The 26,952-nt window shown below is 56.0% G+C and carries 22 protein-coding genes; 10 read left to right on the top strand and 12 right to left on the bottom strand.

Annotation, left to right across the window (positions count from 1 at the left end):
* Nucleotides 1-18 precede the first annotated feature (18 nt).
* The 3 genes from FCN45_RS18185 to proP all read right to left on the bottom strand — a co-directional run bounded on the left by FCN45_RS18185 (nucleotide 19) and on the right by proP (nucleotide 3,699).
* Nucleotides 19-990 carry a diguanylate cyclase gene (locus FCN45_RS18185; protein ID WP_137386687.1) on the bottom strand — a complete coding sequence of 324 codons (972 nt, stop codon included), beginning with the start codon at nucleotides 988-990 and terminating at the stop codon, nucleotides 19-21.
* Nucleotides 991-1,099: 109 nt separating this feature from the next.
* A complete protein-coding gene (gene hemB, locus FCN45_RS18180; protein ID WP_101762712.1) occupies nucleotides 1,100-2,077 on the bottom strand; it encodes a porphobilinogen synthase in 978 nt (325 codons plus the stop codon).
* Nucleotides 2,078-2,193: 116 nt separating this feature from the next.
* Nucleotides 2,194-3,699: a glycine betaine/L-proline transporter ProP gene (proP, locus tag FCN45_RS18175; RefSeq protein WP_101762711.1), complete on the bottom strand. Its 1,506-nt coding sequence runs from the start codon at nucleotides 3,697-3,699 to the stop codon at nucleotides 2,194-2,196.
* Between the two features lie 360 nt (nucleotides 3,700-4,059).
* Here proP and FCN45_RS18170 point away from each other — a divergent pair, with 360 nt between their 5' ends.
* The 3 genes from FCN45_RS18170 to FCN45_RS18160 all read left to right on the top strand — a co-directional run bounded on the left by FCN45_RS18170 (nucleotide 4,060) and on the right by FCN45_RS18160 (nucleotide 5,938).
* A complete protein-coding gene (locus tag FCN45_RS18170) occupies nucleotides 4,060-4,860 on the top strand; it encodes a hypothetical protein (protein WP_137386686.1) in 801 nt (266 codons plus the stop codon).
* Nucleotides 4,853-5,323: a hypothetical protein gene (locus FCN45_RS18165; protein ID WP_137386685.1), complete on the top strand. Its 471-nt coding sequence runs from the start codon at nucleotides 4,853-4,855 to the stop codon at nucleotides 5,321-5,323. Before FCN45_RS18170 ends, FCN45_RS18165 begins: the two co-directional genes overlap by 8 nt.
* 111 nt (nucleotides 5,324-5,434) lie before the next feature.
* Nucleotides 5,435-5,938: a hypothetical protein gene (locus FCN45_RS18160; RefSeq protein ID WP_137386684.1), complete on the top strand. Its 504-nt coding sequence runs from the start codon at nucleotides 5,435-5,437 to the stop codon at nucleotides 5,936-5,938.
* On the opposite strand, the gene FCN45_RS18155 is transcribed toward FCN45_RS18160, so the two are convergent.
* A complete protein-coding gene (locus FCN45_RS18155; protein ID WP_137386683.1) occupies nucleotides 5,906-6,865 on the bottom strand; it encodes a D-2-hydroxyacid dehydrogenase family protein in 960 nt (319 codons plus the stop codon). The two genes, FCN45_RS18160 and FCN45_RS18155, sit on opposite strands and share 33 nt — an antisense overlap.
* Complete coding sequence (locus FCN45_RS18150) at nucleotides 6,840-8,444, bottom strand: EAL domain-containing protein (RefSeq protein ID WP_137386682.1); 1,605 nt, start codon at nucleotides 8,442-8,444, stop codon at nucleotides 6,840-6,842. The genes FCN45_RS18155 and FCN45_RS18150 overlap by 26 nt, the downstream gene beginning before the upstream one ends.
* A 227-nt stretch (nucleotides 8,445-8,671) precedes the next feature.
* Between FCN45_RS18150 and FCN45_RS18145 the strand changes: the two genes are divergently transcribed.
* Together FCN45_RS18145 and FCN45_RS18140 are read left to right on the top strand one after the other, a co-directional pair.
* Nucleotides 8,672-9,436, top strand: coding sequence for a class II aldolase/adducin family protein (locus FCN45_RS18145; protein ID WP_137386681.1), 765 nt, complete (start codon nucleotides 8,672-8,674; stop codon nucleotides 9,434-9,436).
* An 11-nt stretch (nucleotides 9,437-9,447) separates the two neighbouring features.
* Complete coding sequence (locus FCN45_RS18140) at nucleotides 9,448-10,398, top strand: ABC transporter substrate-binding protein (protein ID WP_137386680.1); 951 nt, start codon at nucleotides 9,448-9,450, stop codon at nucleotides 10,396-10,398.
* Between the two features lie 78 nt (nucleotides 10,399-10,476).
* Here FCN45_RS18140 and FCN45_RS18135 read toward each other — a convergent pair whose 3' ends face one another.
* The 4 genes from FCN45_RS18135 to FCN45_RS18120 all read right to left on the bottom strand — a co-directional run bounded on the left by FCN45_RS18135 (nucleotide 10,477) and on the right by FCN45_RS18120 (nucleotide 14,954).
* The gene (locus FCN45_RS18135; RefSeq protein ID WP_101762704.1) at nucleotides 10,477-11,523 is read right to left on the bottom strand and encodes an AI-2E family transporter; all 1,047 of its coding nucleotides are present in this window, start codon (nucleotides 11,521-11,523) and stop codon (nucleotides 10,477-10,479) included.
* 115 nt (nucleotides 11,524-11,638) lie between these two features.
* The gene (locus tag FCN45_RS18130) at nucleotides 11,639-13,288 is read right to left on the bottom strand and encodes an iron ABC transporter permease (RefSeq protein ID WP_137386679.1); all 1,650 of its coding nucleotides are present in this window, start codon (nucleotides 13,286-13,288) and stop codon (nucleotides 11,639-11,641) included.
* Between the two features lie 3 nt (nucleotides 13,289-13,291).
* Complete coding sequence (locus FCN45_RS18125; RefSeq protein ID WP_168197471.1) at nucleotides 13,292-14,263, bottom strand: ABC transporter substrate-binding protein; 972 nt, start codon at nucleotides 14,261-14,263, stop codon at nucleotides 13,292-13,294.
* Nucleotides 14,241-14,954: an ABC transporter ATP-binding protein gene (locus FCN45_RS18120; protein WP_137386677.1), complete on the bottom strand. Its 714-nt coding sequence runs from the start codon at nucleotides 14,952-14,954 to the stop codon at nucleotides 14,241-14,243. Before FCN45_RS18120 ends, FCN45_RS18125 begins: the two co-directional genes overlap by 23 nt.
* Before the next feature lie 226 nt (nucleotides 14,955-15,180).
* Between FCN45_RS18120 and FCN45_RS18115 the strand changes: the two genes are divergently transcribed.
* Nucleotides 15,181-16,404 carry an MFS transporter gene (locus FCN45_RS18115; RefSeq protein ID WP_137386676.1) on the top strand — a complete coding sequence of 408 codons (1,224 nt, stop codon included), beginning with the start codon at nucleotides 15,181-15,183 and terminating at the stop codon, nucleotides 16,402-16,404.
* 212 nt (nucleotides 16,405-16,616) lie between these two features.
* On the opposite strand, the gene FCN45_RS18110 is transcribed toward FCN45_RS18115, so the two are convergent.
* The gene (locus FCN45_RS18110; RefSeq protein ID WP_137386675.1) at nucleotides 16,617-17,432 is read right to left on the bottom strand and encodes a TIM barrel protein; all 816 of its coding nucleotides are present in this window, start codon (nucleotides 17,430-17,432) and stop codon (nucleotides 16,617-16,619) included.
* Between the two features lie 424 nt (nucleotides 17,433-17,856).
* Between FCN45_RS18110 and FCN45_RS18105 the strand changes: the two genes are divergently transcribed.
* Together FCN45_RS18105 and iolB are read left to right on the top strand one after the other, a co-directional pair.
* Complete coding sequence (locus FCN45_RS18105; protein WP_137386674.1) at nucleotides 17,857-19,362, top strand: CoA-acylating methylmalonate-semialdehyde dehydrogenase; 1,506 nt, start codon at nucleotides 17,857-17,859, stop codon at nucleotides 19,360-19,362.
* A 24-nt stretch (nucleotides 19,363-19,386) separates the two neighbouring features.
* Complete coding sequence (gene iolB / locus FCN45_RS18100) at nucleotides 19,387-20,202, top strand: 5-deoxy-glucuronate isomerase (RefSeq protein WP_137386673.1); 816 nt, start codon at nucleotides 19,387-19,389, stop codon at nucleotides 20,200-20,202.
* 72 nt (nucleotides 20,203-20,274) lie between these two features.
* On the opposite strand, the gene FCN45_RS18095 is transcribed toward iolB, so the two are convergent.
* The gene (locus FCN45_RS18095; RefSeq protein WP_064741245.1) at nucleotides 20,275-21,120 is read right to left on the bottom strand and encodes a MurR/RpiR family transcriptional regulator; all 846 of its coding nucleotides are present in this window, start codon (nucleotides 21,118-21,120) and stop codon (nucleotides 20,275-20,277) included.
* A gap of 331 nt (nucleotides 21,121-21,451) precedes the next feature.
* Nucleotides 21,452-23,365 (bottom strand): 5-dehydro-2-deoxygluconokinase, encoded by a 1,914-nt coding sequence (iolC, locus tag FCN45_RS18090; protein WP_137386672.1) that lies wholly within the window; start codon nucleotides 23,363-23,365, stop codon nucleotides 21,452-21,454.
* A 549-nt stretch (nucleotides 23,366-23,914) separates the two neighbouring features.
* Here iolC and iolD point away from each other — a divergent pair.
* Together iolD and FCN45_RS18080 are read left to right on the top strand one after the other, a co-directional pair.
* Complete coding sequence (iolD, locus tag FCN45_RS18085) at nucleotides 23,915-25,849, top strand: 3D-(3,5/4)-trihydroxycyclohexane-1,2-dione acylhydrolase (decyclizing) (protein ID WP_137386671.1); 1,935 nt, start codon at nucleotides 23,915-23,917, stop codon at nucleotides 25,847-25,849.
* A 68-nt stretch (nucleotides 25,850-25,917) separates the two neighbouring features.
* Complete coding sequence (locus tag FCN45_RS18080; RefSeq protein WP_137386670.1) at nucleotides 25,918-26,931, top strand: Gfo/Idh/MocA family protein; 1,014 nt, start codon at nucleotides 25,918-25,920, stop codon at nucleotides 26,929-26,931.
* Nucleotides 26,932-26,952: the final 21 nt, after the last annotated feature.

Below are 26,952 nucleotides of genomic sequence, written 5' to 3'. Positions count from 1 at the left end.
ATTCACGGCGACCCACAATCAACTCAGCTTCTTTTTCCCGTTCTTAGCGGCGTACATCCGTTCGTCGCTACCTTCCAGCAGCTGTTCCAGCGACTGCGGATGATCGGGATCGAACTCAACAATGCCCGATGAGAAGTGCAAAGCGTAGCGGCGCTCCAGGTTCTGGGTTTGCTGTTGCAGGAAACCATCAAAGCGCGCCAACACACCTTCGGCATCGGCTTGCTGCAAGCCATTAAACAGCACCACAAATTCGTCGCCGCCCAAACGAGCAAAGATATCCGCATGGCGAAAACTCACCTTCATGGCGTTGGCAAAGTCCATTAATGCGCGGTCGCCTTCGCGATGACCGAGCGTATCGTTAATGGCTTTAAAGCGATCGAGATCGAGGAAAGTCAGGCTGGCCGGTAACTGCTTCAACTGGCACTCATTCAGCGCCAGCTGGCCGAGCGTCATAAAGCCACGGCGGTTGGTGATTTGCGTCAGTTCATCGGATGTTGCGGTCTGGAACGCCACCAGCTCCGCTTCCGCCATTGCGGCTAAATCACGCAATGTATGGATATCATCCGCATCGAACTGGCGCGCATGATGATCGATAATGCACAAGGTGCCGACTTTCGCACCAGCCGGCGTGCGCAATGGGCAACCGGCGTAGAAACGCACCGGATTTTCGGCATTTTTAACTAGTGGATTATCGTAGAAGCGTTCATCATCAAGCGCGTTTTCCACCACCATCACATCATCCTGCAGCACGGCGTGGCCACAGAAAGAGGTATTGCGCGGTGCGGTGGTATCGCTTGAACCCGCAGTGGATTTGAACCACTGATGGTCCTCTTCCAGCAGGCTGACCAGCGCAACGGGTACACCAAACAAACGACGGGCAAGGCGGGTTAAACGGTCGAAACGCTCTTCGGCAGGCGTGTGCAGAATGTTGAGCGCACGTAACTGGGCCAGACGATGTGACTCGTCCGCAGGCAGTGCAGGTGCTTTCATCGCGTTACTCTTAATAATTATGGGATTACAGAAACACTGGTGTTTAAGCCACAAAGGCTGAAAGCGCCTGGCAACGGTATGCGATGTCCGATGCCAAGCGTAACGATAATCAGAGCACTTTTTGCTCAGCGAGATCAAGGGCAAAATAGCTGAAAATGAGATCCGCGCCGGCACGTTTAATCGCGCCAAGGCTCTCCAGAACCACATTACGTTCGTCGATGGCACCCGCCTGCGCGGCGAATTTGATCATCGCGTACTCACCGCTCACCTGGTACGCAGCGAGCGGCAGCGTGGTGCGTTCGCGGATATCGCGCAGGATATCGAGGTAAGCGCCAGCTGGTTTTACCATCAGAGAATCTGCACCTTCCGCTTCATCAAGCAGCGACTCGCGCAGCGCTTCACGGCGGTTCATCGGATTCATCTGGTAAGTCTTACGATCGCCTTTCAGCGCGGTGCCTGCGGCTTCACGGAACGGGCCGTAGAAGGAGGACGCGAACTTCGTCGAATAAGACATGATGGCGGTATCGGTGAAGCCGGCGGCGTCGAGCGCCTGGCGAATGGCTTTCACCTGGCCATCCATCGCGGCAGAAGGAGCGATAAAGTCTGCGCCGGCTTGTGCCGCAACCACGGCTTGCTTGCCGAGGTTGATCAGCGTTTGGTCGTTATCGACGCCGTGATCGCACAGCACGCCGCAATGGCCGTGGCTGGTGTATTCGCAGAAGCAGGTATCTGACATCACGATCATTTCTGGCACGGTGTCTTTGCAGATACGCGACATACGCGCCACTAAACCGTTTTCATTCCAGGCATCGCTGCCGGTGGCGTCGGTGTGGTGGGAAATACCGAAGGTCATCACTGAACGAATGCCCGCTTTGGCAATACGTTCAATCTCATAAGCTAAACGTTTCTCGGGAATACGCACCACGCCCGGCATGGCGTTAATGGGCACATAATCGTCCACGCCTTCTTCAACGAAAATCGGCAGTGCCAAATCGTTGATGCTGAGGTGAGATTCCTGGAACATTTCGCGCATTGACGCGCTTTTGCGCAGCCTTCTTGGGCGCTGGATCAGATTAAATTCAGACATGCTCTACAACTTATGCAGGTTAAAAAAGTGGCAATAGTTTACCCCTTTTCGCGGCTGCGCATGAAGGATTGTGTGCGGAAACGAAAACTCCCGCCGGGCGGCGGGAGTCGGGAAGATTACTCGTTGATGTCCGGATGCTGCTGCACCAGGTTTTTACGTTTCGCCTCAAGCTTGGCGATCTCGTCATCAATATCTTCGATTTTCTGCTCGATGTTGTCGTGATGCTCCTGCAGGATCTCACGTGCTTCATCCATGTCCGACGCGGCTGGCGTGGCACCGCGCAGCGGCTTGTTGGCGGTCTCTTTCATGAAGATACCGGTAATCAAACCAATCACCGCGACAACCATCAGGTAGTAAGCCGGCATATACAGATTGTTGGTGGCTTCCACTAAATAAGCAGCGAATGTCGGCGTTAGACCGGCAATCAGCACCGAAATATTGAAGGCACTTGCCAATGCGCTGTAGCGAATGTGGGTTGGGAACATCGCAGGTAGCGAGGATGCCATTACACCGGTAAAGGCGTTTAAGATCACAGCCATCAGCAACAGACCGGCAAAAATCAGACCCAGCACGCCACTGTTAATCAGCATAAAGGCCGGAATCGCGAAGGCAAACAGGGCGATACTGCCGATGATGACAAATGGACGACGGCCAAAGCGGTCACTCAGCATGCCCATTACTGGCTGTACAAACAACATACCCATCATAATGGCGATGATGATCAACACGCCGTGATCTTCCGAGTAGTGCAGGTTATGTGACAGGTAACTCGGCATGTAGGTCAGCAGCATGTAATAGGTCACGTTGGTGGCGATCACCAGACCGATACAGGCCAACAGGCTTTTCCAGTGTTTGGTCGCGATCTCTTTAAACGACACTTTCGGGCCGTCGCGCAGACCTTCACGGTCGCCTTGTTCTAGCTTGTCAACGTGTTGCTGGAACGCCGGCGTTTCTTCCAGGGCATGACGCAGATACAAACCGATAATGCCGAGCGGCAGCGCAATAAAGAACGGAATACGCCAGCCCCACTCGAGGAATTTCTCTTCACCGATAATGGTGGAGATCAGCACCACGACGCCCGCACCGAGCACAAAACCGGCGATGGAGCCGAAATCAAGCCAGCTGCCCATAAAGCCGCGCTTGCGGTCAGGCGAGTACTCGGCAACGAAGATCGATGCACCGGTATATTCACCGCCGACCGAGAAGCCCTGCGCCATTTTTGCCAATAGCAGCAGAATAGGTGCCCAAATACCAATTGAGGCATAGGACGGTATCAAGCCGATACAGAAGGTACTGATCGACATGATAACGATGGTAATAGAAAGGATTTTCTGGCGACCATATTTATCGCCCAACATGCCGAAGAACAAACCACCGAGTGGACGAATCAGGAACGGAACTGAGAACGTACCCAGTGCAGCAATCATCTGTACACTTGGAGAAGCATCCGGGAAGAACACCTTACCCAGCGCGTAAGCCACAAAGCCATAAACACCAAAATCAAACCATTCCATCGCGTTGCCCAGCGAAGCCGCGGTAATGGCTTTACGTAAACGGGAGTCATCGATAATGGTGACATCATCAATCCCGATAGGTTTTACACGCTTCCTACGTAGTTTCATGCAGATACCCTGTATTGGAATTCGAAAAATCCTCAACGCTGCGGACTCAAACAATGCCAACAGTCCGCGGCGTTGAGAAAATTAAAGCATAGCGGGGAAATAACGCTTTTTCCCTGCCCTGCCGGGCAATTATTAGGAAAGTAATGATTGCCAACCGCGACAGAGTATACCGATTTTGTGTGATATTTGTCATGTTCTCACCATTAACTGACTATTTTTTAGCTAATGCTGTGGCCTGTTAGCGCTTAAAACGCGTCGAAAAAAGGCCATAATTTCACGCAGCGATTTGCAGTAAGCGTGCGCCATCTCGCGAAACTACATATACTTGCGTGAGTTGCTTTTTTGGAAATCAGGTTTCATATGGCGCGCTTTGTTTTATTTGCCAAAAGTCTCTGTTTTGATGCCGACCAACAGGTGTTTTATCCACTCAATTCTCCCGCTCAACGCGTGGCATTAAGTCCGCTGCAAAGCGCGGTATTACGCCGCGTGCTCAATGCCCAAGGCAAGCTGGTGCGCAATCAGGCATTGCATGTGCTGTTTCAGCGCGAACCTTCTGAGATCCCCTTTGCCGATCGCTTAACGTTGACCATTGCTGAGATCAATCGTCTGGCGCAGCAGGCGCACGCGCCAGGTGCATTGGTACATCAGGTGCCGCTGATTGGCTGCGTGCTGGCCGAGCAGGTCGATGTCGAATCCTTCAGTGAGGTCGCTACGCCTGTTGCTGAAGCTGAAAAGCCGGTCACGGTGCAGCCCGAACCTGCTGTGAAAGCGGTCGCCGTGAAGAAAAAATCCTGGCTGTGGCGTGGCGTGCTGGTGGGATTATTACTGCTGAATGTGGCGCTGGCACTGATTGCCCGTCAGGAGTTTGCGCCAACCGAACATGATGGCATGCAATTTAAATTTTATGGTCAGGAAGCGCAGACGCAGGTCTTCATTGCAGATAGCTATCCAGAAAACTCGCTGATCGTTAAAGATGCTCTGCGGCGTTTTACTGATTTGAAGCCTCAATTAATGGATGGGGCGACTCCGCCATTACTCTACATAAACCAGTCGCGTACCCGCGTTCATACTAGTGCTTTCCTCTGCGCCAGACCGATTGCGCAAAAGGATAATGAGTGCATATCGTGGATGGTGTTTGTTCAGGAGTTACCGGATGCGTAAAGCAGTACTAGGTTCAGCTATTTTCGTGACGTTTATGCTTCCCTGGGCATTGGTGCTATTAGTACGTCCAACCGTACCGGTACCCGAATGGTGCGAAATACCTTATCGTATTGATAATCAGGGGAAACCAACCGGTACATTAAATGCCACCATGCGCACTCGTTTTAAAGCGGATGGTAGCAGCACGTCAATACTCATTGGCGCGGTCATCGTACAAGATCGCCAATATCGTTTAAATCGCGTTTCTGTCAGTAGCTGGCATCGTCAGGGAGATTTTATGCTGGTGAATACCCGTAAAGTGCAGGCGATGGCCGATGATACGGTGCCCGAGCCACTCGCTGCGCAGATACTTTTCACCTCGGCGCGAGAATCCCACAGTGATTATTATCAGATGTATCAACTCCCCAATGGCGATCAAATAATCAATTATTCTGGTATGCCGCGGCTTTATTGCCATACCTGATTGATGCGCACATAAATAAGAAAAACTTACCATTAAGCGAGGCGGCAACCTCTGCTTGCCAGCTCCAAAACATTGGGTAATACTCTGCCGCCGTGCTTTGGTGGAGTGTTCATGTCGAGGATAAACGCCCAGTCTTTTAAGAATCCCTGGCTGTCGATGAGCGACAGTGTAGAAAGCAATCTTATCAATCTTGTGCCTGCGGCACAGCGTACGACTGCCGTTTCCATTAGCTCGGTGGCGTGGATTAACTGTGGCGAACGAACCGATGCGCAGCTGGCATTATTGGCGCAACAACCCGATGAACTGCTGCAGCGCCTGAAAAGCTGGCGTCAGGCCGGATTACTCTCCCGCCAGGCGACCGAGAGCTTACGTCAGCTGCAACGGTTGACGCAAACCAGCATCGCATGTAACCAACCCATCACGCAGCTTGATGAATATCAGCAGTTGGTGGGGCAGTTAACGCCGACGCTGGAGCGCATTAATCAACGTCTCAATGCCCAGCGCGATGTGCCGAATGGCGCGCTGGCGGAAGACAGCCTTGAAGTGGCGCTGCGCATTGCGGAAAAACGGCGCGCAGGCCGTTCAGAGCAGCGAGCGCAGCGGCGCACCCGTTAACCATCCCTGAATATCTTCCACCGCCTGCGTGAAGTAGGTGCGATAATTGTTGTCGGCGACATAGCCGAGATGCGGCGTCGCCAGCACGTTCGGCAGCTGACGCAGCGGATGATTGGCGGGCAGCGGCTCCTGTTCAAACACATCTAATCCCGCACCGGCTAACTGACCCGATTGCAGCGCGGCGATCATCGCCTGTTGATCGACAATGCCGGCGCGCGATGTGTTAATCAGCAGCGCGCCGGGCTTCATCTGCGCCAGCGCTGCTGCATCAATTAAATGGCGTGAGCGCTCGCTCAATACCAGATGAATGGACACCACATCGCTGCTACTGAGCAGCGCAGCTAGCGATGGCGAACGTTCTGCGCCACACTCGGCGGCACGTTCGGCGTTTAAATTCTGGCTCCACGCACACACACGCATCCCGAACGCCTGCGCCACTTTTGCCATCTCGCCGCCGATTTTACCCAATCCAAGTAATCCCAGCGTTTTGCCCTGCAGGCTCATGCCAACGGTGTGCTGCCACGCGCCGTTGCTGCGCAGCGCCTGATTCTCCGGCACGATATGGCGCGCCAATCCCAGCAACAATCCCCACGTCAGTTCCAGCGGTGCCGCGCTGCTGCTGGCGGTACCGCACACCGCGATATAGCGTTCCGCGCAGGCATGTAAATCGATGGAGGCATTACGCATGCCGGAAGTGACTACCATTTTCAGATTGGGCAAGCGGCCAATCAGCTTGGCGCTGAGCGGCGTGCGTTCGCGCATAACCACCAAAATATCGGCGTGCGCGATGCGCTTAACCAATTCATCCTGGTCGGCGAAATGTTCAGTCAGGGAAGTGGTGTGCACCAGCGGGGCGAGAGACGCCCAATCGGCAAGCGACTGGGCGACGTTCTGGTAGTCATCAAGAATGATGCAGTTCAGGCTCATAATGTTCCTCAACGAGAAGTGGCTTGTGCCCTTGCTCGCTGAGCCAGGCACGCAGCCGGTCATTATCCAGCGGACGGGCATAATAGTAGCCCTGAATAAATATCACACCACGCTGCCGCAGGTACTCAAATTGTGTTGCGGTCTCGACGCCTTCGCCCAGCACATCCAGTTCCAGCTTGTGGCACAGATTAATAATCGCATCCAGCACCGGCGTTTCCACGTCGAGGCCTTCAATGGCATTGATAAAGCCGCGATCGATTTTCAGGTAGTCCAGCGGGAAGGTGAGCAGGTAGGTCAGTGAACAGTGGCCGGTACCGAAATCATCAATCGCCACCTTCATGCCCTGCGCGCGCAAATGACGCAGTTTACACGCCACCTTTTCACCCTCTTCAATCAGGCTGCGTTCGGTCAGCTCCAGCGTGATGCACAGCTGTTTATCTTTGATGCGCTCAGCAAACAATTCAATATCGGCCACGAAATCGTCATGCTGCAGATGCTCCGCCGCCAGATTCAGCCCGAGGTGAAATCCGGGCTCGACCTGCCAGCTCTGAATATCTTCGGCCATCAACTCCAGCAGATGCTGCGTCAACGGCACAATCATCCCTTCGGCTTCAGCGGCGCTGATAAAGATATCCGGACGAATCATCACACCGTTGGGCCGTTGCCAGCGCAGTAAGGCTTCAACACCGGCGCAGGCGTGCAAGGTATTGCTGTATACCGGCTGATAATGCACTGAGAACTGGCGGGCGCGGATAGCGCGACCAATTTCATCGTGCCAGGAAATACGACGACGCAGCCAATTGGCGGTGAGGATCATCAGCAAAATCGAGAAAATCGCCGCCATCGGCAGGAAGATGAACAGCGCCTGACGCCAGGCTTTGAGCAACTCAGAAGCCGGAACGGTTACATTAACGGTGATGGGATAGCGGCTGGAGTCGGCCTGAAAAGATTCACTTTTCATATACAGCTTTGGCTGCATGTCAGCTGGTCCGCTGGCGATCACTGCGCCACCGCTAAATTGCAGGCTCATGTGGTAACCGCGTGAACCGCCAATGGCGTTCATGAAATCCATCAAATATTGGCCGTCGATGACCGCCCAAAAACCGCTGGTATCGGGAAGCTGACGCATAAACACCACCGCCGGACGATTCGGCACGCCAACCGTTCCGCGCACCGAAATGCTCCACCAGGCTTTGCCGGTTATCGGCGGCGGCTGCATCATCATCTCAGTCAGGGTGCCATGTCGCAGGCCAAAGGCGGACGAGCAAATGATGTCATTGCCTTTCATCATACCAATGGATCGAAAATAGGGATTAAGCGTACCGGCGCGCTGCAGCTGATCTTCGATTTTGGCACAAGGCTGGTACTGATACTGGCGCATCTCAGTGATCATATTCCAGGCGTTGTCACTCATCTTTTCAGCCTGAGTAATCAAGGTATTGGCGGTTGAAATCTGCTGTTGGCTGACGGTGTGACGCGCTTCGATGGCCGTACAAAGGATGCCGAGCACCAACGGCAGCAACCCGGCACAAACGATTAAGACCCAATCAAAATCGTGATGTCGTTTTTTCAGTGGCACCAGACAATCCTCAGTCGGTTTAAGCTGCGCTTGCGGCGTCAGCAGCATACCATTTTCACAGGGCTGTGTAGGGTAGCGATTTAAGAATAAACCGGTCTGATACAGGTCAATGATCAATCTCACTTTGCGTTTAATGACATTGTTTTGCCGTTATTGGCATTTCCCAGCGGCAAAAACGCTATGCCACGATGTTAGGTAAGCACATTGACCTGAAATGAGGAGCGGAAATGAGCACGGAAACCCTGGATATCACATCATTACGGCAGCGCATCAGCGAAGGCGAATGGCAGGCGCGCATCAAACTGGCGCAGGCTTATCATCTGGCGGCGAAGCTACGCTGGACCGACCATATTTACACCCATTTTTCCCTGCGCGTACCGGGCGATCAGCCGCACTTTCTTATCAACGCTTTCGGGCAAACCTTCGATGAAATCCAGGCGGAAACGCTGGTTAAAATCGACATCGACGGCAATATTATTGACGACCCAACCGGGCTGGGAATTAACCTTGCCGGGTTTGTTATTCACAGTGCGATTCACCGCGCGCGGCCAGATGCCCATGCGGTGCTGCATACGCACACCGCGGCTGGCATTGGCGTTTCGGCGCAGCGAAACGGCCTGCTGATGATTTCGCAACACAGCACGCGTTTCCATAATCGCCTCGGCTATCACGATTACGAAGGTATCGCGCTGGATCTCGACGAGCAGCAGCGCATCGTTGCCGATCTCGGCGATCTTAACGCGCTGATCCTGCGCAATCACGGCCTGCTGACCAGCGGCGGCAGCATTGAAGAAGCTTTCTACAACCTCTATTACCTCGAGCGCGCCTGTCAGGCACAGTTGGCGGCACAGTCGGGTGGCGCGGATCTGATCATTCTGCCGGACGCCGTTTCCGAGAAAGCCGCGCAGGCGTTTGATAACAGCATCCGTAATCGCAAATATCAGCTGCACTGGGATGCTTACATCCGCCAGCTCAACCGCAACGCACTCTGAGAATCTCCCCGATGAAATGGCTAAAACCGGTAGTTTCTGCGCTGCTGCTGTGCGCGGCGTTTGGCAGTCAGGCGGCGCCTGATTTGAGTAAAGTCACGCTGGTGCTGGGCGATCAGGCACGCAATCTGCGTTCGCTGATCGAAGCGGCAGATGTCATGAAAGACGCGCCTTATCACTATCGCTGGGCGAATTTCCAGGGCGCGGCGCCGCTGTTTGAAGCGCAGCGTGCGGGTGCGGTCGATACCTCGTACGCTGGCGATTTGCCGGTGCTGATGGCGGCGTCGGGCGGCGTACCGCTGAAGATCATCGCCACCAACGTCGGTGACGCCGGTTCGAACGGGCTGATCGTCCCCGCCGATTCGCCGATCCACAGCGTGAAAGATTTGGCTGGCAAGCAGGTTGTCGTCTCGTCGGCGCGCGGCAGTATCTCGCAGCACTTGCTGTATGAGGCGTTGGAAGAGGCGAAAGTGCCACGTGATACGGTGCCGGTGCGTTTTGTGTTGCCAACCGACGCCAGCGCGGCGTTCAACTCCGGGCAGATTGCCGCATGGGCAACCTTCGATCCCTATTTAGGTATTGCGGAAAAGCATGGCGCGCGTCTGCTGCGTGACGGCAAAGGGCTGACAACCGCGCTGTCGTTTGTCACCGCCACGCAAAGCTCGCTCGACGATCCCGCGAAGCGCGCGGCGATTGCCGATTTCACCCATCGTCTGGCCAAAGCGCGCGAGTGGGCGCTGGCGCATCCGCAGCAGTATAACGAGGTGTATGCGCAGTTAACGCGCCTGCAACCAGCGGACGCGCAGCAGATTACTGCGCGTATTTCCCACGGCGTACGTGGCGTGACGCCGGATGATGTGGCAAAGGTGCAGAAGGTGTCGGACTTGTTTAGCGAGTTGAATATCCTGCCAAACAAAGTTGATGTACAGACGATTACCGACAACAGCGTGTTTCAAACGCAATAACGTAAAATCACGCCGCTACGACAACCTGCACTAAACCGTAGCGGCGCAATTTATTGCGCGACCTTGAGTAAAAGAGCCTTAACGCGCCCGTTTACCCGGACGTCCATTACCCAACATAATCGCCAATCGGCTTCCGCCCGGCGTGGTTTCCATCAAAATCTTGGTCACGCTGGTGAGCGGCACCGACAGCAACATGCCGACCGGACCCAGCAGCCAGCCCCAGAAAATCAACGACAGAAACACCACTAGCGTCGAGAGTCCCAGCCCGCGCCCCATCAATCTTGGCTCCAGCATGTTGCCGAACACCATATGAATCGCGCTGAACAGCGCCGCCACCAGCATGGCGTCATAAATATCATTTAACACCAGCGCCTGAATAAATGGCGGAATACCGGCGATGATCGGGCCAATGTTGGGGATGAAATTAAGGATGAACGCCACCACGCCCCAGAACAGCGCGAACTTCACGCCGAGCAGCAGCAGCGACAGCCAAACGGCCACGCCGGTAATCAAACTCACCAGGGTTTTCAGTGCCAGATAGTGCGTCACACCTTTCAGCGCGCGGTGCAGACCGGCGATGCGGATTTGTGGATTAACCATCGCATTGCGCATCTTGTACGGCAGATGACGCACTTCAAACAGCATAAACACCACGGTGAGGATCAGCAGCAGGACGTTGGTCATCGCGCCGGACAGCTGTTTTAGCACCGATGTTGCCATGTCCATCACCACGTTGGGATCGAGGCGCGCAGCCAGCGCTTCGGTAGAGATGTTGATATGAAAACGCGCGGCAAAATGTTGCACCACCGCCAGTTTCTGCTCCAGCATGGCGCGGATTTGCGGATAGGTATCGCTGAAGTCACTGGCCGAGCTGGCGAGTACAGCAATGAGTAACAGTACGACGATAAAAATCACGGTGATCACCAGCGTAATCGCCAGGCCACGTTTGACGCCGCGTCGCATTAGCATCGTAACCAGCGGATTGAGCACAATAGCTAAAAAGCTGGCGAGTAAGAAGGGCACCAGAATGTCCGAGGCGGCGCGAATGCCCGCCAGAATAATCACCAGCATCGCCAGTTTTACCAGGATGTTCTGGCCAATTTTTTCCTGAAGCAGGTTATTCATTCTCTCTCCTGAGACAAAATTTCTCAGGAGAGTGTAGTTGATGAAAATTAACCTTCTGTTTTTTAAGATAAAGAGAAATCCGGATCGCCGTGCCGTAGGGGCGCCATTATTATCATCACCGGGCATGACGCCGCATCAGCACCGTGGCCGCCAACATCAAACTCAAACTGGCGCAAAGCGTCAGCGTGGCCATCGCCATACCTTGTCCCACTGAGCCCTGTTCGAACTGACGCCAGATAAAGATCGCCACGGTTTGCGTGCCTGCCGGAGCCAACAGCAGCGATGTCACCAGCTCGCGCGACGCTACGGCAAACACCATCATCATCGCCGCCAGCAAGCTGGGCGCGACTAGCGGCAGCACAATCAGACGCAGCGCCTGCACACGTGATGCGCCGTGCACGCGCGCCGCCGGTTGCAGCGTGGGTGCCAGCTGGCGCAGCGCGCTACTGACATAACGCACCGGCCACGGCAGCAGCAAACAGCTGTACGACAGCAGCAGAATAAACATCGTGTTGTAGGGCGAAACCGGCCAGAAACCGCGGTTCCACAGCAGAATCAACCCCACGCCCACCACCACGCCGGGCATCGCCGCAGGCAGCAGCGCCAGGCCATCCATCATCGCCAGCAAACGGGTTTTCCCTTCCGATACGCGCCAGGCGATCAGAAAACCCAGCGCGCCGGTCAGCAGCGCCGCGCCGAGTGCCAGGCCAATGCTGGTGGAGAAGGCCGCCAGCGCATCGCCTTGCTGGCTGAACAGCGCGCCGAAGTGGCGTAGCGTCAGATTACTCAGATGCAATCCGCCGGAGAGCGTATTCAGCAAGCCGCTCAGGGTCATCGCGCCGAGCGGCAGCACCACCGCCAGCAGCACGGTGACAGCAAACGGCAGCAGCATTAAGAGTTGTAAGCGTCCCGCATGCGCCAGTTCCTGACTCACCGGTTTGCCACCAACCGCCGTCACATCGCTGCTGCCGGTCAGTTTGCGCTGCAGCAGCCACGCCGTGAGCGCCATCAGGCTCAGTATCATTGACAGCGACGCCGCGCCAGGCAGATCGATCGGCCAGTCGGCGAGTTTGGTTTCAATACCGACGGTCATCAGCGTCAACTTTGCCTGCGCACCGAGCGCCGCAGGCACGCCGTACTCCTCAATCGCCAGCGTAAACGCCAGCAGCACGCCGCCCGCCAATGCCGGTAAGGTGAGCGGCAAGGTGATGTGCCAGAAACCGCGCCACGCCGATGCGCCATGCACGCGCGCCACCCAGGCGAGACGTTGCCCGCTGGCCAGCAGCGAACGCGACACCGCGAAATAGACCACCGGGAAGATGTTCAGCGTCATCACGCCAATCATGCCGCTGCTGCTAAACAGCAGGCTGTCGAAGTTGATGCCGGTGAGTTGTTCGATATACCCGTTGCGTTGCAGCGCCAGCGTCCATGACAGCGCCACAATATAGGGCGGCGTCAGAAAGGGGATCAGAAACAGCAGATCCCACAGCGCCGCGCCCGGCAAGCGGAACAGGCCGCGCAGTGCGCCGAGCGGCAAGCCCAGCAGCAAACTGCACAGCGCCACGCCGCCGCCGATTTTCAGCGTGCCCAGCCACATCGCTGCCAGCTGCGGATCGTCCAGCAGCGCCGGAAAAGCACTAAAAGCGCCGCGCCAACTGCCTTCACCTAAGTAGGGAAACAACGCTTGCAGCACGATAAACAGCAGCGGCAGCGCCACCAGCAGCAATAACGCCAGCAGAATCACGCCATTCAGGGCACGCGACATCGCTTACTGTCCGAACAGGGCGCCAAAGCGCTTTAGCACCGCCGATCGTTCGCTGCTGCCATCCTGATTAGTCGGCAATAACTTGATCTCGGTAAACAGCGGACGTTGCGCTTTGATATCGGTACGCGCCGGCATCAGCCAGGCTTTCGCCACTTGCTCCTGACCTTCATCTGACAGCACGTAATCAACGAATTTCTTCGCATCGTCTGGGTGCTGGCTGCTTTTCAGGATCATCATCGGACGCGGTGCGACCACGGTACCGTTTTCCGGAAAGATCACCTTCACGCTCTCGCCCTGCGCGATGTTGTTATAGGTGACGTAATCGACCGCGCCAAACACCGCCGCTTTCGCGCCTTGCAGCACCGGCGTCACCGCCTGCGCGTTGGGGCCGCTCATCACCATGCCGTTGGCTTTCAGCTGGTCAAACAGCTGCCAGGCTTTTTCGCCTTCGCTGTTTTGCAGGCCAATCAGCAGATCGAGTGACGCGCCAGACAGCGCCGGATCCGGCGTGGTGACGTTATCTTTGAAGGCGGGCGCGGTGAGATCCTGCCAGGTTTTCGGCTCTGGCGTGTTGCTTTGCGTATTCCACACGATGCCGAGCGCGGAAATGCCCTGCGCGACATAGTTGGCGGTTTTGAACTGATTCGGCACCTTCGCCGCGTTGGCGCTGTTGAACGGCAGCAGCCAGCCGCGCTGTTGCAGATCTTCGGCGGTATCCCACGAAGCCGAGATCAGCACGTCGGCTTGCGGATTGGCCTGTTCCGCTTCCAGACGCGCCATCACTTTGCCGGTGGTGGCCTGGAAAATATTCACTTTGATGCCGGTCTTTTTTTCAAATCCGGCGGCAAGACTTTTCGACAGCGAACCCGGACCGGCGGTGTATACCGTCAGCGCCTGGGCGTCGTTGATCATGATGGCGGAAGTCAACATCATCGCGCTGATGGCTCCTGTTTTAACTGACTTGAGAGATGGCATTGCAGTCCCCTGAGAGGTGAGTAACGGAAACAATCTGGCCCTGCGCCAGGTGAATGATGCGGTCGGCCAGCGTGCTGGCTTCGTCGCGATCGTGCGTAACGTAAACAGCGGTGATGCGCGCCGCGCGCAGCAAATCCGCCATGGTGTGAACCAGAGTTTCACGCAGGTCGCGTTCGAGGTTGGAGAGCGGTTCGTCGAACAGCAGAATGGCCGGTTTCGCCACCAGCGCGCGCGCCAGCGCCACGCGCTGCTGTTGGCCGCCTGAAAGCAGCGCCGGTTTGCGATCGCCAAAATCCGCAAGGCCCACCTGCGCCAGTGCGGCATCGGCCTGTTGCCGCGCGGCGGCTTTTTTCATGCCGCGCATGCGCAGCGGAAAGGCGACGTTTTGCGCCACCGACATGTGCGGCCACAGCGCGTAATCCTGAAACACCATGCCGAGGTTACGTTTTTCCGGCGCATCGCAGTGGTGCGGCGATGCCACGCAGCGTTGGCCGATCCACAGTTCGCCGGCGGTGGGCTGCAGCAAACCCGCCAGCAGTTTCAGCAGCGTGCTTTTGCCACAGCCGCTCGGGCCGAGCAGCGCCAGAATTTCGCCTGCGGGAATGGTCAGGGAGAGATCGTGCAGAATAGTCAGGTTATCCACCGACCATCTGAGATTTTTCAGTTCAATAGGCAGCGCGGCATGCGTCATCGGCCACCTCCCGCGAAGGCGTGAGCGTTACGCACGCGCGCCTGAGAAATCAGGGGCGTCATCAGATTGTTATCCTCTTTGGGATTTGATTGGGGGCGAGTCTACGAGCGCGATATGACGAAATGATGACCATAAAACTGGGCATTTCACTGATGCGGATAAAACCAAATGGCGTATAGTTATCCTCTTGTTATAAAAATTCCGTCACCCACGAGCGCAATCACTCATGCCTGACTCGCCTGCCGCCGCACCTGAACACGGCCGTTTTCGCCTCAATTTACTGATCCTTTCCATCGTGAAGTTCAACTTTGCCAGCTATCTCACCATCGGCTTGCCGCTGGCGGTGCTGCCCGGTTTTGTCCATGACGGACTGGGTTACAACGCCTTCTGGGCCGGATTGGTGATCAGCCTGCAATACATCGCCACGCTGCTCAGTCGCCCACACGCGGGACGCTATGCCGATATGTGGGGGCCGAAAAAAGTGGTGGTGCTGGGGCTGGTGGGATGCTTGCTGAGCGGCATCTGTATTTTGCTGTCGGCGCTCAGCGATGGGCAGGGCGTGCTGAGCCTGGTGCTGCTGTGTCTGGGGCGCGTGATTCTCGGCATCGGACAGAGTTTTTCCGGCACCGGTACGTCGCTGTGGGGCGTGGCGCGCGTCGGTTCGCTGCATATTGGCCGGGTGATTTCGTGGAACGGCATTGTCACCTATGGCGCGATGGCGATTGGTGCGCCGCTCGGCGTGGTGATTTTCCGCAGCGGCGGCTTGCTGCTGCTTTCCAGCATCATCATTGCCATTTGTTTACTGGCAATTGCGCTGGCGCTGCCGCGTGCACCGGTGAAAGGCAGCAAAGCCAAGCCGCTGCCGTTCCGTGACGTGCTGAGCAAGGTGTATGGTTTCGGCCTGATTCTGGCGATGGGTTCCGCCGGATTTGGCGTGATCGCCACCTTTATCACGCTGTTTTATCAGGATAAAGGTTGGGATGGCGCCGCCTTCGCGTTGACCATGTTCAGCGCCGCGTTCGTCGGCACGCGTCTGCTGTTTCCGAATGCCATCAACAAGCTCGGTGGTTTGCGCGTGGCGAGTATCTGCTTTGCGGTAGAAGCGATGGGCCTGTTTCTGGTGGCCGGTTCATTCGACCCGTGGATGGCGAAGATGGGCGCGTTCCTCACCGGCGCGGGTTTCTCGCTGGTATTCCCGGCGATTGGCGTGGTGGCGGTGAAAGTGGTGCCGCAGCAGAATCAGGGCAGCGCGCTCGCGACTTATACGGCGTTTATGGATTTATCGCTGGGCATCACCGGCCCGATCGCCGGTTTCATCATGAGTTATGCCGGCGTGTCGCTGGTCTATTTCCTCACCGCACTGCTGGTGTGTTTAGCGCTGTTCTGCACGCTGCGCATGATTAAGCGGATGCCGGAAGAGCCGATGGTGGAGATTAAGGAGAATGCATAATTTTGCTATTGAACTCAGGCATACCCTAAATAGTTTAAGTCAGAGCAAGGCGGCAAGCGTGAGAATCCCCAGGAGCTTACGCCCGTAAGTGACTGGGGTGAGCACGAGAAGCCAACGCAGCTATGGCTTAAAATATGACGGGTATGAAAAAAAGGCCTCCGACCGAGGCCAACACTAACAAAATGTGTCATTAGACACAGATAAGGGTTCGTTTAGGCTTGCAGCAACTCAATGCTGTAGCGAATTTGGCGCTCAATGTCTGCTGGCTTCCACGTCTCCAGCTCGGATGAAAACGGTTCAAAGGCATACACGCCTTTATAGCCCAACATCTCCAGACGTTTCACCTGCGCCACGCTGTTCAGCACATCGCGGTCGCTGAGCATGATGCGTTGTTCATCGGTCAGTTGCGCCGTTGGGCGGGTATCTTCCACGCCGGATAAATGCACCAGACCAATATGGTTGATATCAATCTCCTGCGGGAACTCGTTTTCGGCGTTCTCATACAGGTGATGATGGAAGGTATCGAGCAGTACCTTAAACGGGACTTTTGCTTGCTGAATCAGTTGCTGCGTCTGCACCGCCGAGCGCAGCGAACTGACCGGGAAGCCCAGCGGTTCAACCAGCCCCTGAATGCCATACTTTTCAAAGCGCGGCGCCAGTACCTGCAGCGCTTCCAGCGTCTGCTGGGGCGAAATCTCAACTCCTTCATTGAGCGGACACATCACCAGCGCTTTTGCGCCGATGGCCTGAGCTTCCTGTAGCAGCGCGTCGGCTTTAGCCAGCAGCGACTCATCGGCACGGTTAAACGGATAGAGCGCGTTAATCGTCACGATTTCAATGTGGTACTTATCCGCTAGCGCGCGCAGCTGCGCCGCGCTGAGATCATCGGTTACCTTGCCGCTCTGCATGTCATTACGCAGTTCAACCTTGCTCAATCCCAGGCGTTGTACCAGCTGAAAGAAGGCTTCCAGCGTTAGCCTGGGCGCAATTTTACGGTTAATACAGAAACGGGTCGGATCGATGGCCATGTGCGGCTCCTGTAAACGGATACGGATTAGGTGCTGCAAAGAGAACATTTATTTCATTATTATTGAATTATGAAATATCAGATATTGGATCTGCCTCGCAAAAATTTCATATTTCGTTTCGCATTGCATGGGGAAGCTGGATTTCAGACATAAATTCGGTGCGGGCAACGGCTTAGCGGCAGAGCGGTTTGGCGAGCCTTTAGCACCAGCAGTGCAGCGCTACAGGCTGATTTACACCCGGCTGTCAGCGCAGGCGGAAAAAATGCGATCCATGCCGCTAAAAGGAAATTTTCTAAAAATAAGTATTTGAAAAATTCATTTCATTACGATAGCTTCATAGCACGCTTTAAGCATTGCCTGCACACGCAGCGTCGCGGTTCGAACGGGCTATCTGCAGGGAACTTCACATCTAAGAGGCAACGACATGACTATCGTAGGAAACTTTATCGGCGGCAAAATTACCCACAGCGCCAGCAATGAAACCATTCCCGTGTACGATCCGGCGACCGGGAAAGTCGTGCGTGAACTGACGCAGAGCACCGCTGCTGAAGTGGAAAAGGCGATTGAAGTCGCGCATGCCGCCTTCCCGGAATGGTCGAAAACCGCGCCGTTGCGTCGTGCCCGTGTGATGTTCAACTTTAAAGCGCTGATGGAAAAACATCGCGAAGAGCTGGCGGCACTGATCGTGTCTGAGCACGGTAAAGTGTGGTCCGATGCGCTGGGTGAACTGACGCGCGGTATCGAAGTGATCGAGTATGCCTGCGGTATTCCACATCTGATTAAAGGTGAAAACTCACCGAGCGTGGGCACCGGCGTTGACAGCTATTCGCTGATGCAGCCGGTCGGCGTTGTCGCCGGTATCACACCGTTTAACTTCCCGGCGATGGTGCCACTGTGGATGTTCCCCATCGCGCTGGCGTGCGGCAACACCTTTATCCTCAAGCCACCGGCGCTGGATCCTTCCGCATCTGTGCGCATGGCCGAACTGCTGAAAGAAGCGGGCCTGCCGGATGGCGTATTCAACGTGGTGCATTCGTCTAACGAAGATGCCGAGCAGCTGTACAAAGATCCGCGCATCGCCGCAGTCAGCTTCGTGGGTTCTTCCGGCGTAGCGGAGCACATCTATAAAACTGCCAGCGCCCACGGTAAACGCGTGCAGGCGTTTGGCGCGGCGAAAAACCACGCCATCGTGATGCCCGATGCCGATCTCGATGCCACCGTGAACGCCATTATGGGCGGCGCGTTTGGTTCAGCGGGTGAACGCTGCATGGCGCTGCCGGTTGTGGTTGCCGTGGGTGACGACACCGCAGACAAACTGATTGCGCGTCTGACGCCGCTGATCAAAGCGCTGCGCGTCGGTCCTGGCATCCAGAAAGGTGCCGAAGAGAATGAAATGGGGCCGGTGGTTTCTGCTGCGCACCAGAAGAAAGTGCTGGGCTACATCGACAAAGGTGAGCAGGAAGGCGCGAAGCTGGTGGTTGATGGCCGCGGCATACAGGTTGCTGGCCATGCAGAAGGTTACTACGTTGGCGGCACGCTGTTCGACAATGTGACGCCGGATATGACCATCTGGCGCGAAGAGATCTTCGGGCCGGTGCTGAGCATCATGCGTTCCAGCGATTACGACAGCGCACTGCAGCTGGTTAACAGCCACGAATTCGGTAACGGCAGCGCCATCTTCACCAGCAACGGCCACACCGCGCGTGAGTTCGTGCAGAACGTCGAAGCTGGCATGGTTGGCGTCAACGTGCCGGTTCCGGTTCCGATGGCGTTCCACAGCTTCGGCGGCTGGAAGCGTTCGGTATTTGGTGCGCTGAACGTGCACGGTCCAGACGGCGTGCGTTTCTACACCCGCATGAAAACCGCCACCGTGCGTTGGCCGAGCGGCCAGCAGACCGTATCTGAGTTCAGCATGCCGACGCTGGGCTAATTTCGCTCAACAAGGAGGAACAGGATGTCTCTGATTTCGAAAGCGCAAAAACCCGACAGTAACGGCCGCATCCAGCACGTCACGCCGGAAAGCGCGGGCTGGGAATATGTCGGCTTCGACGCTTATCTGCTGAAAAAAGGGCAGAGCCTGAAGCTGAGTAGCGGCGACAAAGAGTTGTGTCTGGTGCTGGTGGCGGGCTTTGCGTCGGTGAAAACCCGTCACGCCGAGTTTCCGAATCTGGGTAAGCGTCTGTCGCCGTTTGAACGCACTCCGCCTTACTCAGTTTACGTACCGCATAACGACGAAGTGGAAGTGTATGCGGATAGCGATCTGGAGCTGGCGGTGTGTAATGCACCGAGCAGCGGCAACCTGCCGGCGCGACTGATTGCGCCGGAAGATGTTGGTGTTGAGCGGCGTGGTAAAGGGCGTAATCAGCGTCTGGTGCACAACATTCTGCCGGACAATAAAGAGGCCGACAGCCTGCTGGTGGTGGAAGTCTACACCGATGAAGGCGCGACCAGTTCGTACCCCAGCCACAAGCACGACCAGAAAAACAGCCCGGACGAAACCTATCTGGAAGAGACCTACTATCACCGTTTCGATCCCGAGCCAGGTTTCGCCATGCAGCGCGTTTATACCGACGACCGTTCCCTCGACGAGTGCATGGCGCCGTATAACCGCGATGTGGTGACGGTGCCGCGTGGCTATCATCCGGTGGCAACCATTGCCGGGTACGATAACTACTATCTCAACGTCATGGCGGGTCCAAAACGTCTGTGGAAATTTACCTGGGAGAAAGATCACGCCTGGGTGAACAGCGACCAGTATCCGCGTTCGTAGATTGCACATCAATGTAAGAAGGGCAGCCAATTGGCTGCCCTTTTTTGTTAGCTGGTCGACTCTGCGAAGAGATTATTCGCTGATCACGTTGTTGTTCAGCGCCAGCGACACGGCGAGCGTCTGTGCCAGACACAGCGAAGCGACCTGCGAACGGAAGCCATCCACTTGCGCTTCACGCACCACAAAACACACATCGCTGAAGGCGGCCAGCGGGCTGACCTGACTGTCGGTGATGGCGATCAGATGCGCGCCACGTTTGGCACCCAACTCAACCAACTCCACCGCTTCACGCGCGTATGGCGAATAGCTGATGGCGATCACCACGTCTTTCGGGTTCACCATGCTCAGCTGCTCGGTGAACATGCCACCGAGGCCGTCGATCAGAAACGCACGACGCTCCAGATGGCGCAGCGCATACACCAGATACGATGCCACGCTGAATGAGCGACGCAGGCCGATGATGTAGATGTTCTCGGCTTCATCGAGCATTTTCACCGCGCGGTTGAGCTGGTCCGGATTCACCTGCATCGCCAGCTGTTGCAGCGCCTGGCTGTTGACCATGGTGAAGACGTTGAGGATTTCGGCCGGGCTTTCGGGTGAAGTGGCGCTGTCGTCGGTGGCGGTCTGGCGGAACAGACGTGCGCGCTCGGTATAGTTAACGGTCTCTTCCATCAGGTGCTGACGGAAAACCTGTTTCATTTCGTTGAAGCCGCTGAAGCCAAAGGCGTTGGCAAAGCGGATCAGCGTGGAGGGCGGCACATCGGCATGTTGTGCGATGGAAGCAACGGTATCGAAAGCGATGCTGTTACTGTTATCAAGGATATAACGAGCCACCTGCTTCAGGCGTTTGCTCAGCGTCTCATAGCGACGACGGATCTCGTCCTGTAACAAGGTTAATTGCGTTGGATTATTGGTCATTACTTCGGCCCGCTAGAAAAGAAAATATGGCTGGATAATGAGCGCTATAGTACCAGATGGATGGAAAATTTCATTTGTTTGACATCATCATGACGCTTATTTCATCGGTTTATGAAATGCCTCACAGAATATGCAGGTTTTCCCCTCACCCTAACTCTCTCCCGCAAGCGGGCGAGGGAACCGTCTTGTGCGGTACACCGGATCGCGTTCAATACTCAACAATGGCTGGATCGGTCCCTTCTCCCGCTGGCGGGAGAAGGCGAGGATGAGGGCCAGCGAGCACAATCAAAAAAGCGGCCAATTGGCCGCTTTTTCCCAGCTAACTTCGCACTTAACCGCGCACAGCGCGCCAGTAGCCGATCAACCGCAGGTAGTTCCCTTTCACGGTCTCAACCAGCGCTGTATCATCCAGCTCGCCTTGCAGCCACTGGCGTGACGGCTGGCCGAAGATGGTGCGGCCTACCGCGAAACCCTTCACCCACGGCGCTTGCGCTGCGGCGGCGAAACCGGCTTTCAGCGTCTCTTCCGGGGCATCGAGGCCCAGCAGCAGAATGCCGCGGCAGTGCGGGTCGTTCTGCTCGATCAACCCGCTGATCGCCTGCCAGCTTTCGGCAGACAGCGGCGGCAGTTTCCACCAGTCTGGCTGAATGCCAAGGCTGTAGAAGTGGCTCAGCATGTCGTAATAGTAGGATTCGTTACGGTCCGGATTGCTCTCCGGCAGAATCAGCTCCAGCAGCAGTTCGTGCCCGCTCTTGTTACAGCCATTCCACACATCGAGCACCAGCTCATCCTGCTCTTTGCGCAGTTCCGCGCTGTCGTGCGGATGGTAGAACACCAGACATTTCACCACGTGCTCGGCTGGCCAGTCGACCAGCTGTGAGCCGATGTTGCCGTGTTCAAGGCGCAGCGGACGTGAACTTGGCAGCTCAATTGGTCGCCCAATCCACCAGTTTTTACCGGTAATCGCGTTCAGCGCTTTCTGGCCGTAAGTGGTGTCCGCGAGGATGCCGCTCTTTTCATTCAGGCCGGCTTCATTGGCCGCTTCTTCTGCGGCACGCAGCAGCAGCAGTTTCAATTCTGGGATGCGCGCTTCGCTGACGCCCGCTTCGCGCGCCATATCAGCCAGCTGTTTGCGATGGTCGAAGGCGAACACATTCAGCTCTGGCCACTGCTGTTTACGCGTGGTGACGCGATGCAAGTGATTGAGACGTACATCAAGATCCGGACGTTTCACCTCTTTATCGCGGCTTAGGAAATCATCCAGCTCTTCTTTGGTCGGCATCGCCGGTGCACAGCCGTGGCGCGAAACCACCAGCGCGCCACAGGCGTTCGCGTAACGGCACGCTTGCTCCCAGCTTTCATCATTCAGCCAGCCGCGCAGCAGGCCCGACATAAAGGCATCGCCCGCACCCAGCACGTTCAGCACTTCAACGCGCACGCCGCTCTGCAGTTTGGTCTGTTCCCAGCTATCCGGGATCTCGCCCTCAAACACCACGCAACCCAGCGGACCGCGTTTGCACACTAATGTGGCCTGGCTCGATTTACGCACATTTTTCAGCGCGGTCAGCGTATCGGTGCTGCCACCAGCGATATGGAACTCTTCTTCCGTTCCGACCACCAAATCGAAATAGTGCAGCACTTCCTGCAGCTGTTGCGTCACTTCGCCCGATTCAATGAAACGCGTTTCGCCGTCGCCGAGTGAGGTCAATCCCCACAGTACCGGACGATAATCGATATCCAGCGCGGTGCGCAGGCCGTTGCGTTTGGCGATATCCAGCGCTTTCAGTACGGCGGCGCGGGTTTGCGGATGCGAAAGGTGCGTGCCGGTGACGGCGACCGCACGTGAAGAGGTGATGAAATCTTCGTTAATATCTTCCGGCACCAGCCCCATATCGGCGCAGTTGTCGCGGTAGAAGATCAGCGGGAAGCTCTCTTCATCTTTGATCCCAAGGATCACCAGCCCGGTCAGGCGCTGCTTATCGGTAATCAGGCCATCGGTATTGCAGCCCGCTCGTTGCAGCTCTTCACGCAAAAAGCGGCCGTTATGCTCGTCACCTACGCGCGCCAGCATCGCCGATTTCAGGCCCTGAATCGCCGTACCGTAGGCCACGTTGCCGGAAGACCCGCCGAGATATTTGTTGAAGCTGGTCATATCTTCCAGGCGTGATCCAATTTGCTGACCGTAGAGGTCGACGGCGATGCGTCCGATACAAATCACATCAAGCCGCTTCTGTTGTGTACTCATACCTATTGTTTCCTTCTGTGATAAGCAGACACTGCGGGCGCTGCCGCCCAACGTCGAGCGCTTTGCTTCCGGGTTCTCAAGGTGCCTGATTGGCTTTGGTCGCAGTATGAGGAATAAAAATTCCAAATTCAATATGAAATGAAACATCCATCACGATTTTGTGAGCCAGGTAAAACTCTGACCAGGCCGCAAAGCAGCGTTGGAATCTTTCGGAGTTTCAGTGATAGTCAGGCTTGTGAGCCAGGTCTCAGGAAATTGCTGGCGAATCAAGGAAGCTACTGAAGTGAAATGAAATTTCGTTATGACCTGCAAATGACCTGTTACTGTTCCACTTTTCCCCCTTTCGCGGCTTGCGCAGCCCACGTTTCATTGCTGAATTTGATCTCCATCGCAAAATGAAATGTTTCTTCTGTAATCGTGTTTAATGAAAAAAATATTTGTTTATAATCGCCTCACGTTTCACTTAATCCGCGGGCGCCGTGAACGGCAGTTTTTACCCGAACCGCGATGTACCTCGCCGCAGGTACCAGCATGTAAAGGAAGAAGCATATGGGCACAATCAGACTCACCACGGCACAGGCGCTGGTAAAATTTCTTGATAACCAATACCTGAACGTTGACGGCGTTGAAACCAAATTTGTGAAAGGCATTTTTGCCATTTTCGGTCACGGCAACGTGCTGGGATTGGGACAGGCGCTGGAGCAGGACAGCGGCGATCTGGTGGTGCATCAGGGCCGTAACGAGCAGGGCATGGCGCACGCTGCCATTGGCTTTGCCAAGCAGTCGCTGCGTCGTCAGATTATCGCCTGTACCTCATCGGTCGGTCCCGGCGCGGCCAACATGATTACCGCTGCTGCCACCGCGACCGCCAACCGCATTCCTTTACTGCTGCTGCCGGGCGATGTGTTCGCTACGCGCCAACCGGATCCGGTATTGCAGCAGATTGAACAGAGCCACGATCTCAGCATCAGCACCAACGACGCGTTCCGCGCGGTGAGCAAATACTGGGATCGCGTCAGCCGTCCAGAACAGCTGATGACTGCCTGCATCAACGCCTTGCGCGTGCTGACCGATCCGGCGGAAACCGGCGCGGTGACGATTGCGCTGCCGCAGGACGTGCAGGGCGAAGCCTGGGACTTCCCGGAATACTTTTTCCAGAAACGTGTGCATCGTCTGGATCGCCGCTTGCCAACTGCCGCGCAATTAGAAGATGCGCTGACGCTGATTGCGCGTAAACACAAGCCGCTGATCATTGTCGGCGGTGGCCTGAAATATTCCGATGCCGGGGATGCGCTGCTGAAATTTGCCGAGCGCTTCAACATTCCGTTTGCCGAAACTCAGGCCGGTAAAGGCACCATCGTTTCCGATCACCCGCTCAATGTCGGCGGCGTGGGCGAAACCGGCTGCCTGGCGGCCAACCTGCTGGCGAAAGAGGCCGATCTGGTGATTGGTATCGGTACGCGTTACACCGACTTCACCACCGCGTCGAAATGGATTTTCCAGAATCCGGACGTCAGTTATCTGAACCTCAACGTCAGCAACTTCGACAGCTACAAGCTGGATGCGGTGCAGCTGCTGGCGGATGCGCGTGAAGGTTTAACCGCGCTGGAAAGCGGGCTGCAAGGTTTCGAAAACCATTGGGGCGGCCAGATTGAGCTGTCGCAAAGCAAGCTGTTGAAAGAGACGCAGCGCGTCTATGCTGCCACCTATAACACCGACGATTTCATTCCGGAAATCGCCGACCACGCCGATCGCGAAGCGCTGTTTGCCGAGTTTGAGCGCCTGACGAAATCGGTGCTGACGCAGAGCAGCGTGCTGGGCACCTTAAACGAGCAGCTCCCAAAGGATGCGGTGATCGTCGCGGCAGCGGGCAGTCTGCCGGGCGACCTGCAGCGCGTGTGGCGCACCAAAGATTACAACTCGTACCACGTTGAGTACGGCTACTCCTGTATGGGTTATGAAGTGAACGCCGCGCTGGGCGTAAAGCTGGCGCAGCCGCAGCGTGAAGTCTACGTCATGGTTGGCGACGGTTCGTTCATGATGCTGCACTCCGAGCTGGTCACGTCGATTCAGGAAGGGGCGAAAATCAACGTGGTGCTGCTGGATAACATGACCAACGGTTGTATCAACAACCTGCAGATGGAACACGGCATGGACAGCTTCACCACCGAGTTCCGCTTCCGTAATCCGGAAGGGGGCAAGCTGGATGGCGGCTTTGTGCCGGTGGACTTCGCGGCGATCGCCGGCGGTTACGGCTGCAAAACCTACCGCATTACCACGCTGGAACAGCTGGAAGCCGCGTTGATCGACGCGCAGAAGCAGACCGTTTCCGTGCTGTTCGACATCAAAGTGCTGCCAAAAACCATGGTGCACAAATACTTCAGCTGGTGGCACGTCGGCGTGGCGCAAACCTCTACGTCAACGCGCACGCAAGAAGTGGCCGACAACCTTAACGTGCATATCGAACAAGCACGTAAGTATTAAAACCTCTTTTAGGCCGGAGCTCTCCGGCCTTGTTTTACCCTAACTTATCCGACTCTACAGGTGTAATTATGACGCTCAAACTCGGTGTAATTGGTACCGGTGCAATTGGTCAGGAACACATTCGTCGCTGCAATAACGTTTTGCAGGGTGCCAAAGTGGTGGCGGTTTCTGATATCAACATAGAAGGCGCGCGTGCTGCGCTGCAACGTCTGAATATCGAAGCCGAGGTGTATCAGGATGGTCATCAGGTGATCAACTCGCCGGAAGTCGATGCCATTCTGGTGACGTCCTGGGATCCGACCCACGAAGAGTTTACGCTAGCGGCAATCGCGGCCGGCAAACCGGTGTTCTGTGAAAAGCCGCTGGCGCTGAGCGCTGAAGGTTGCCGTCGCATTGTGGATGCCGAGATTAAACACGGTAAACGTCTGGTGCAGGTAGGCTTTATGCGCCCGTACGATGCCGGCTATCGCGCGCTGAAAAAAGTGATCACTGACGGTGAAATCGGCGAACCGCTGATGCTGCACTGCGCGCACCGCAACCAGAGCGTCGGCGAGAATTACACCACCGACATGGCGATCACTAACACCCTGATTCACGAGCTGGACGTGCTGCGCTGGCTGACCGAAGACGACTACAAAACCGTGCAGGTGGTGTTCCCGCGCACCACGTCGAAGTCTCATGCCAATTTGAAAGATCCGCAGATCGTGCTGTTCGAAACGCAGAAAGGCATCCGCATTGATGTGGAGATCTTCGTTAACTGCGCGTACGGCTACGACATTCAGTGTGAAGTGGTGGGCGAAGAGGGCATCGCTAAGCTGCCGGAGCCTTCGGCGATCCAAACGCGCAAAAACGCGCGTCTCGGCGTGCCGCTGCTGACCGACTGGAAAGACCGTTTCATTGATGCTTATGACGTTGAGCTGCAAGCGTTTATTAATGACGTGAAAGACGGTCAACTGACCGGACCTTCTGCCTGGGATGGTTTTGCTGCTTCCGTGGCCGCCGATGCCTGCCACAAAGCGCAGAACAGCGGTGCGATTGAGCCGGTAACCATGCCGCCGCGTCCGGATTTCTACGCCAAATAACTGAGCTGTGCGCTAAATACT

This window comes from Pantoea sp. SO10 (genome assembly GCF_005281435.1).
In the GTDB taxonomy this organism is placed as follows: Bacteria; Pseudomonadota; Gammaproteobacteria; order Enterobacterales; family Enterobacteriaceae; genus Pantoea; species Pantoea leporis.
Note: the sequence above shows the minus strand (reverse complement) of the source record. Positions and strands in the feature narration are given on the sequence as shown.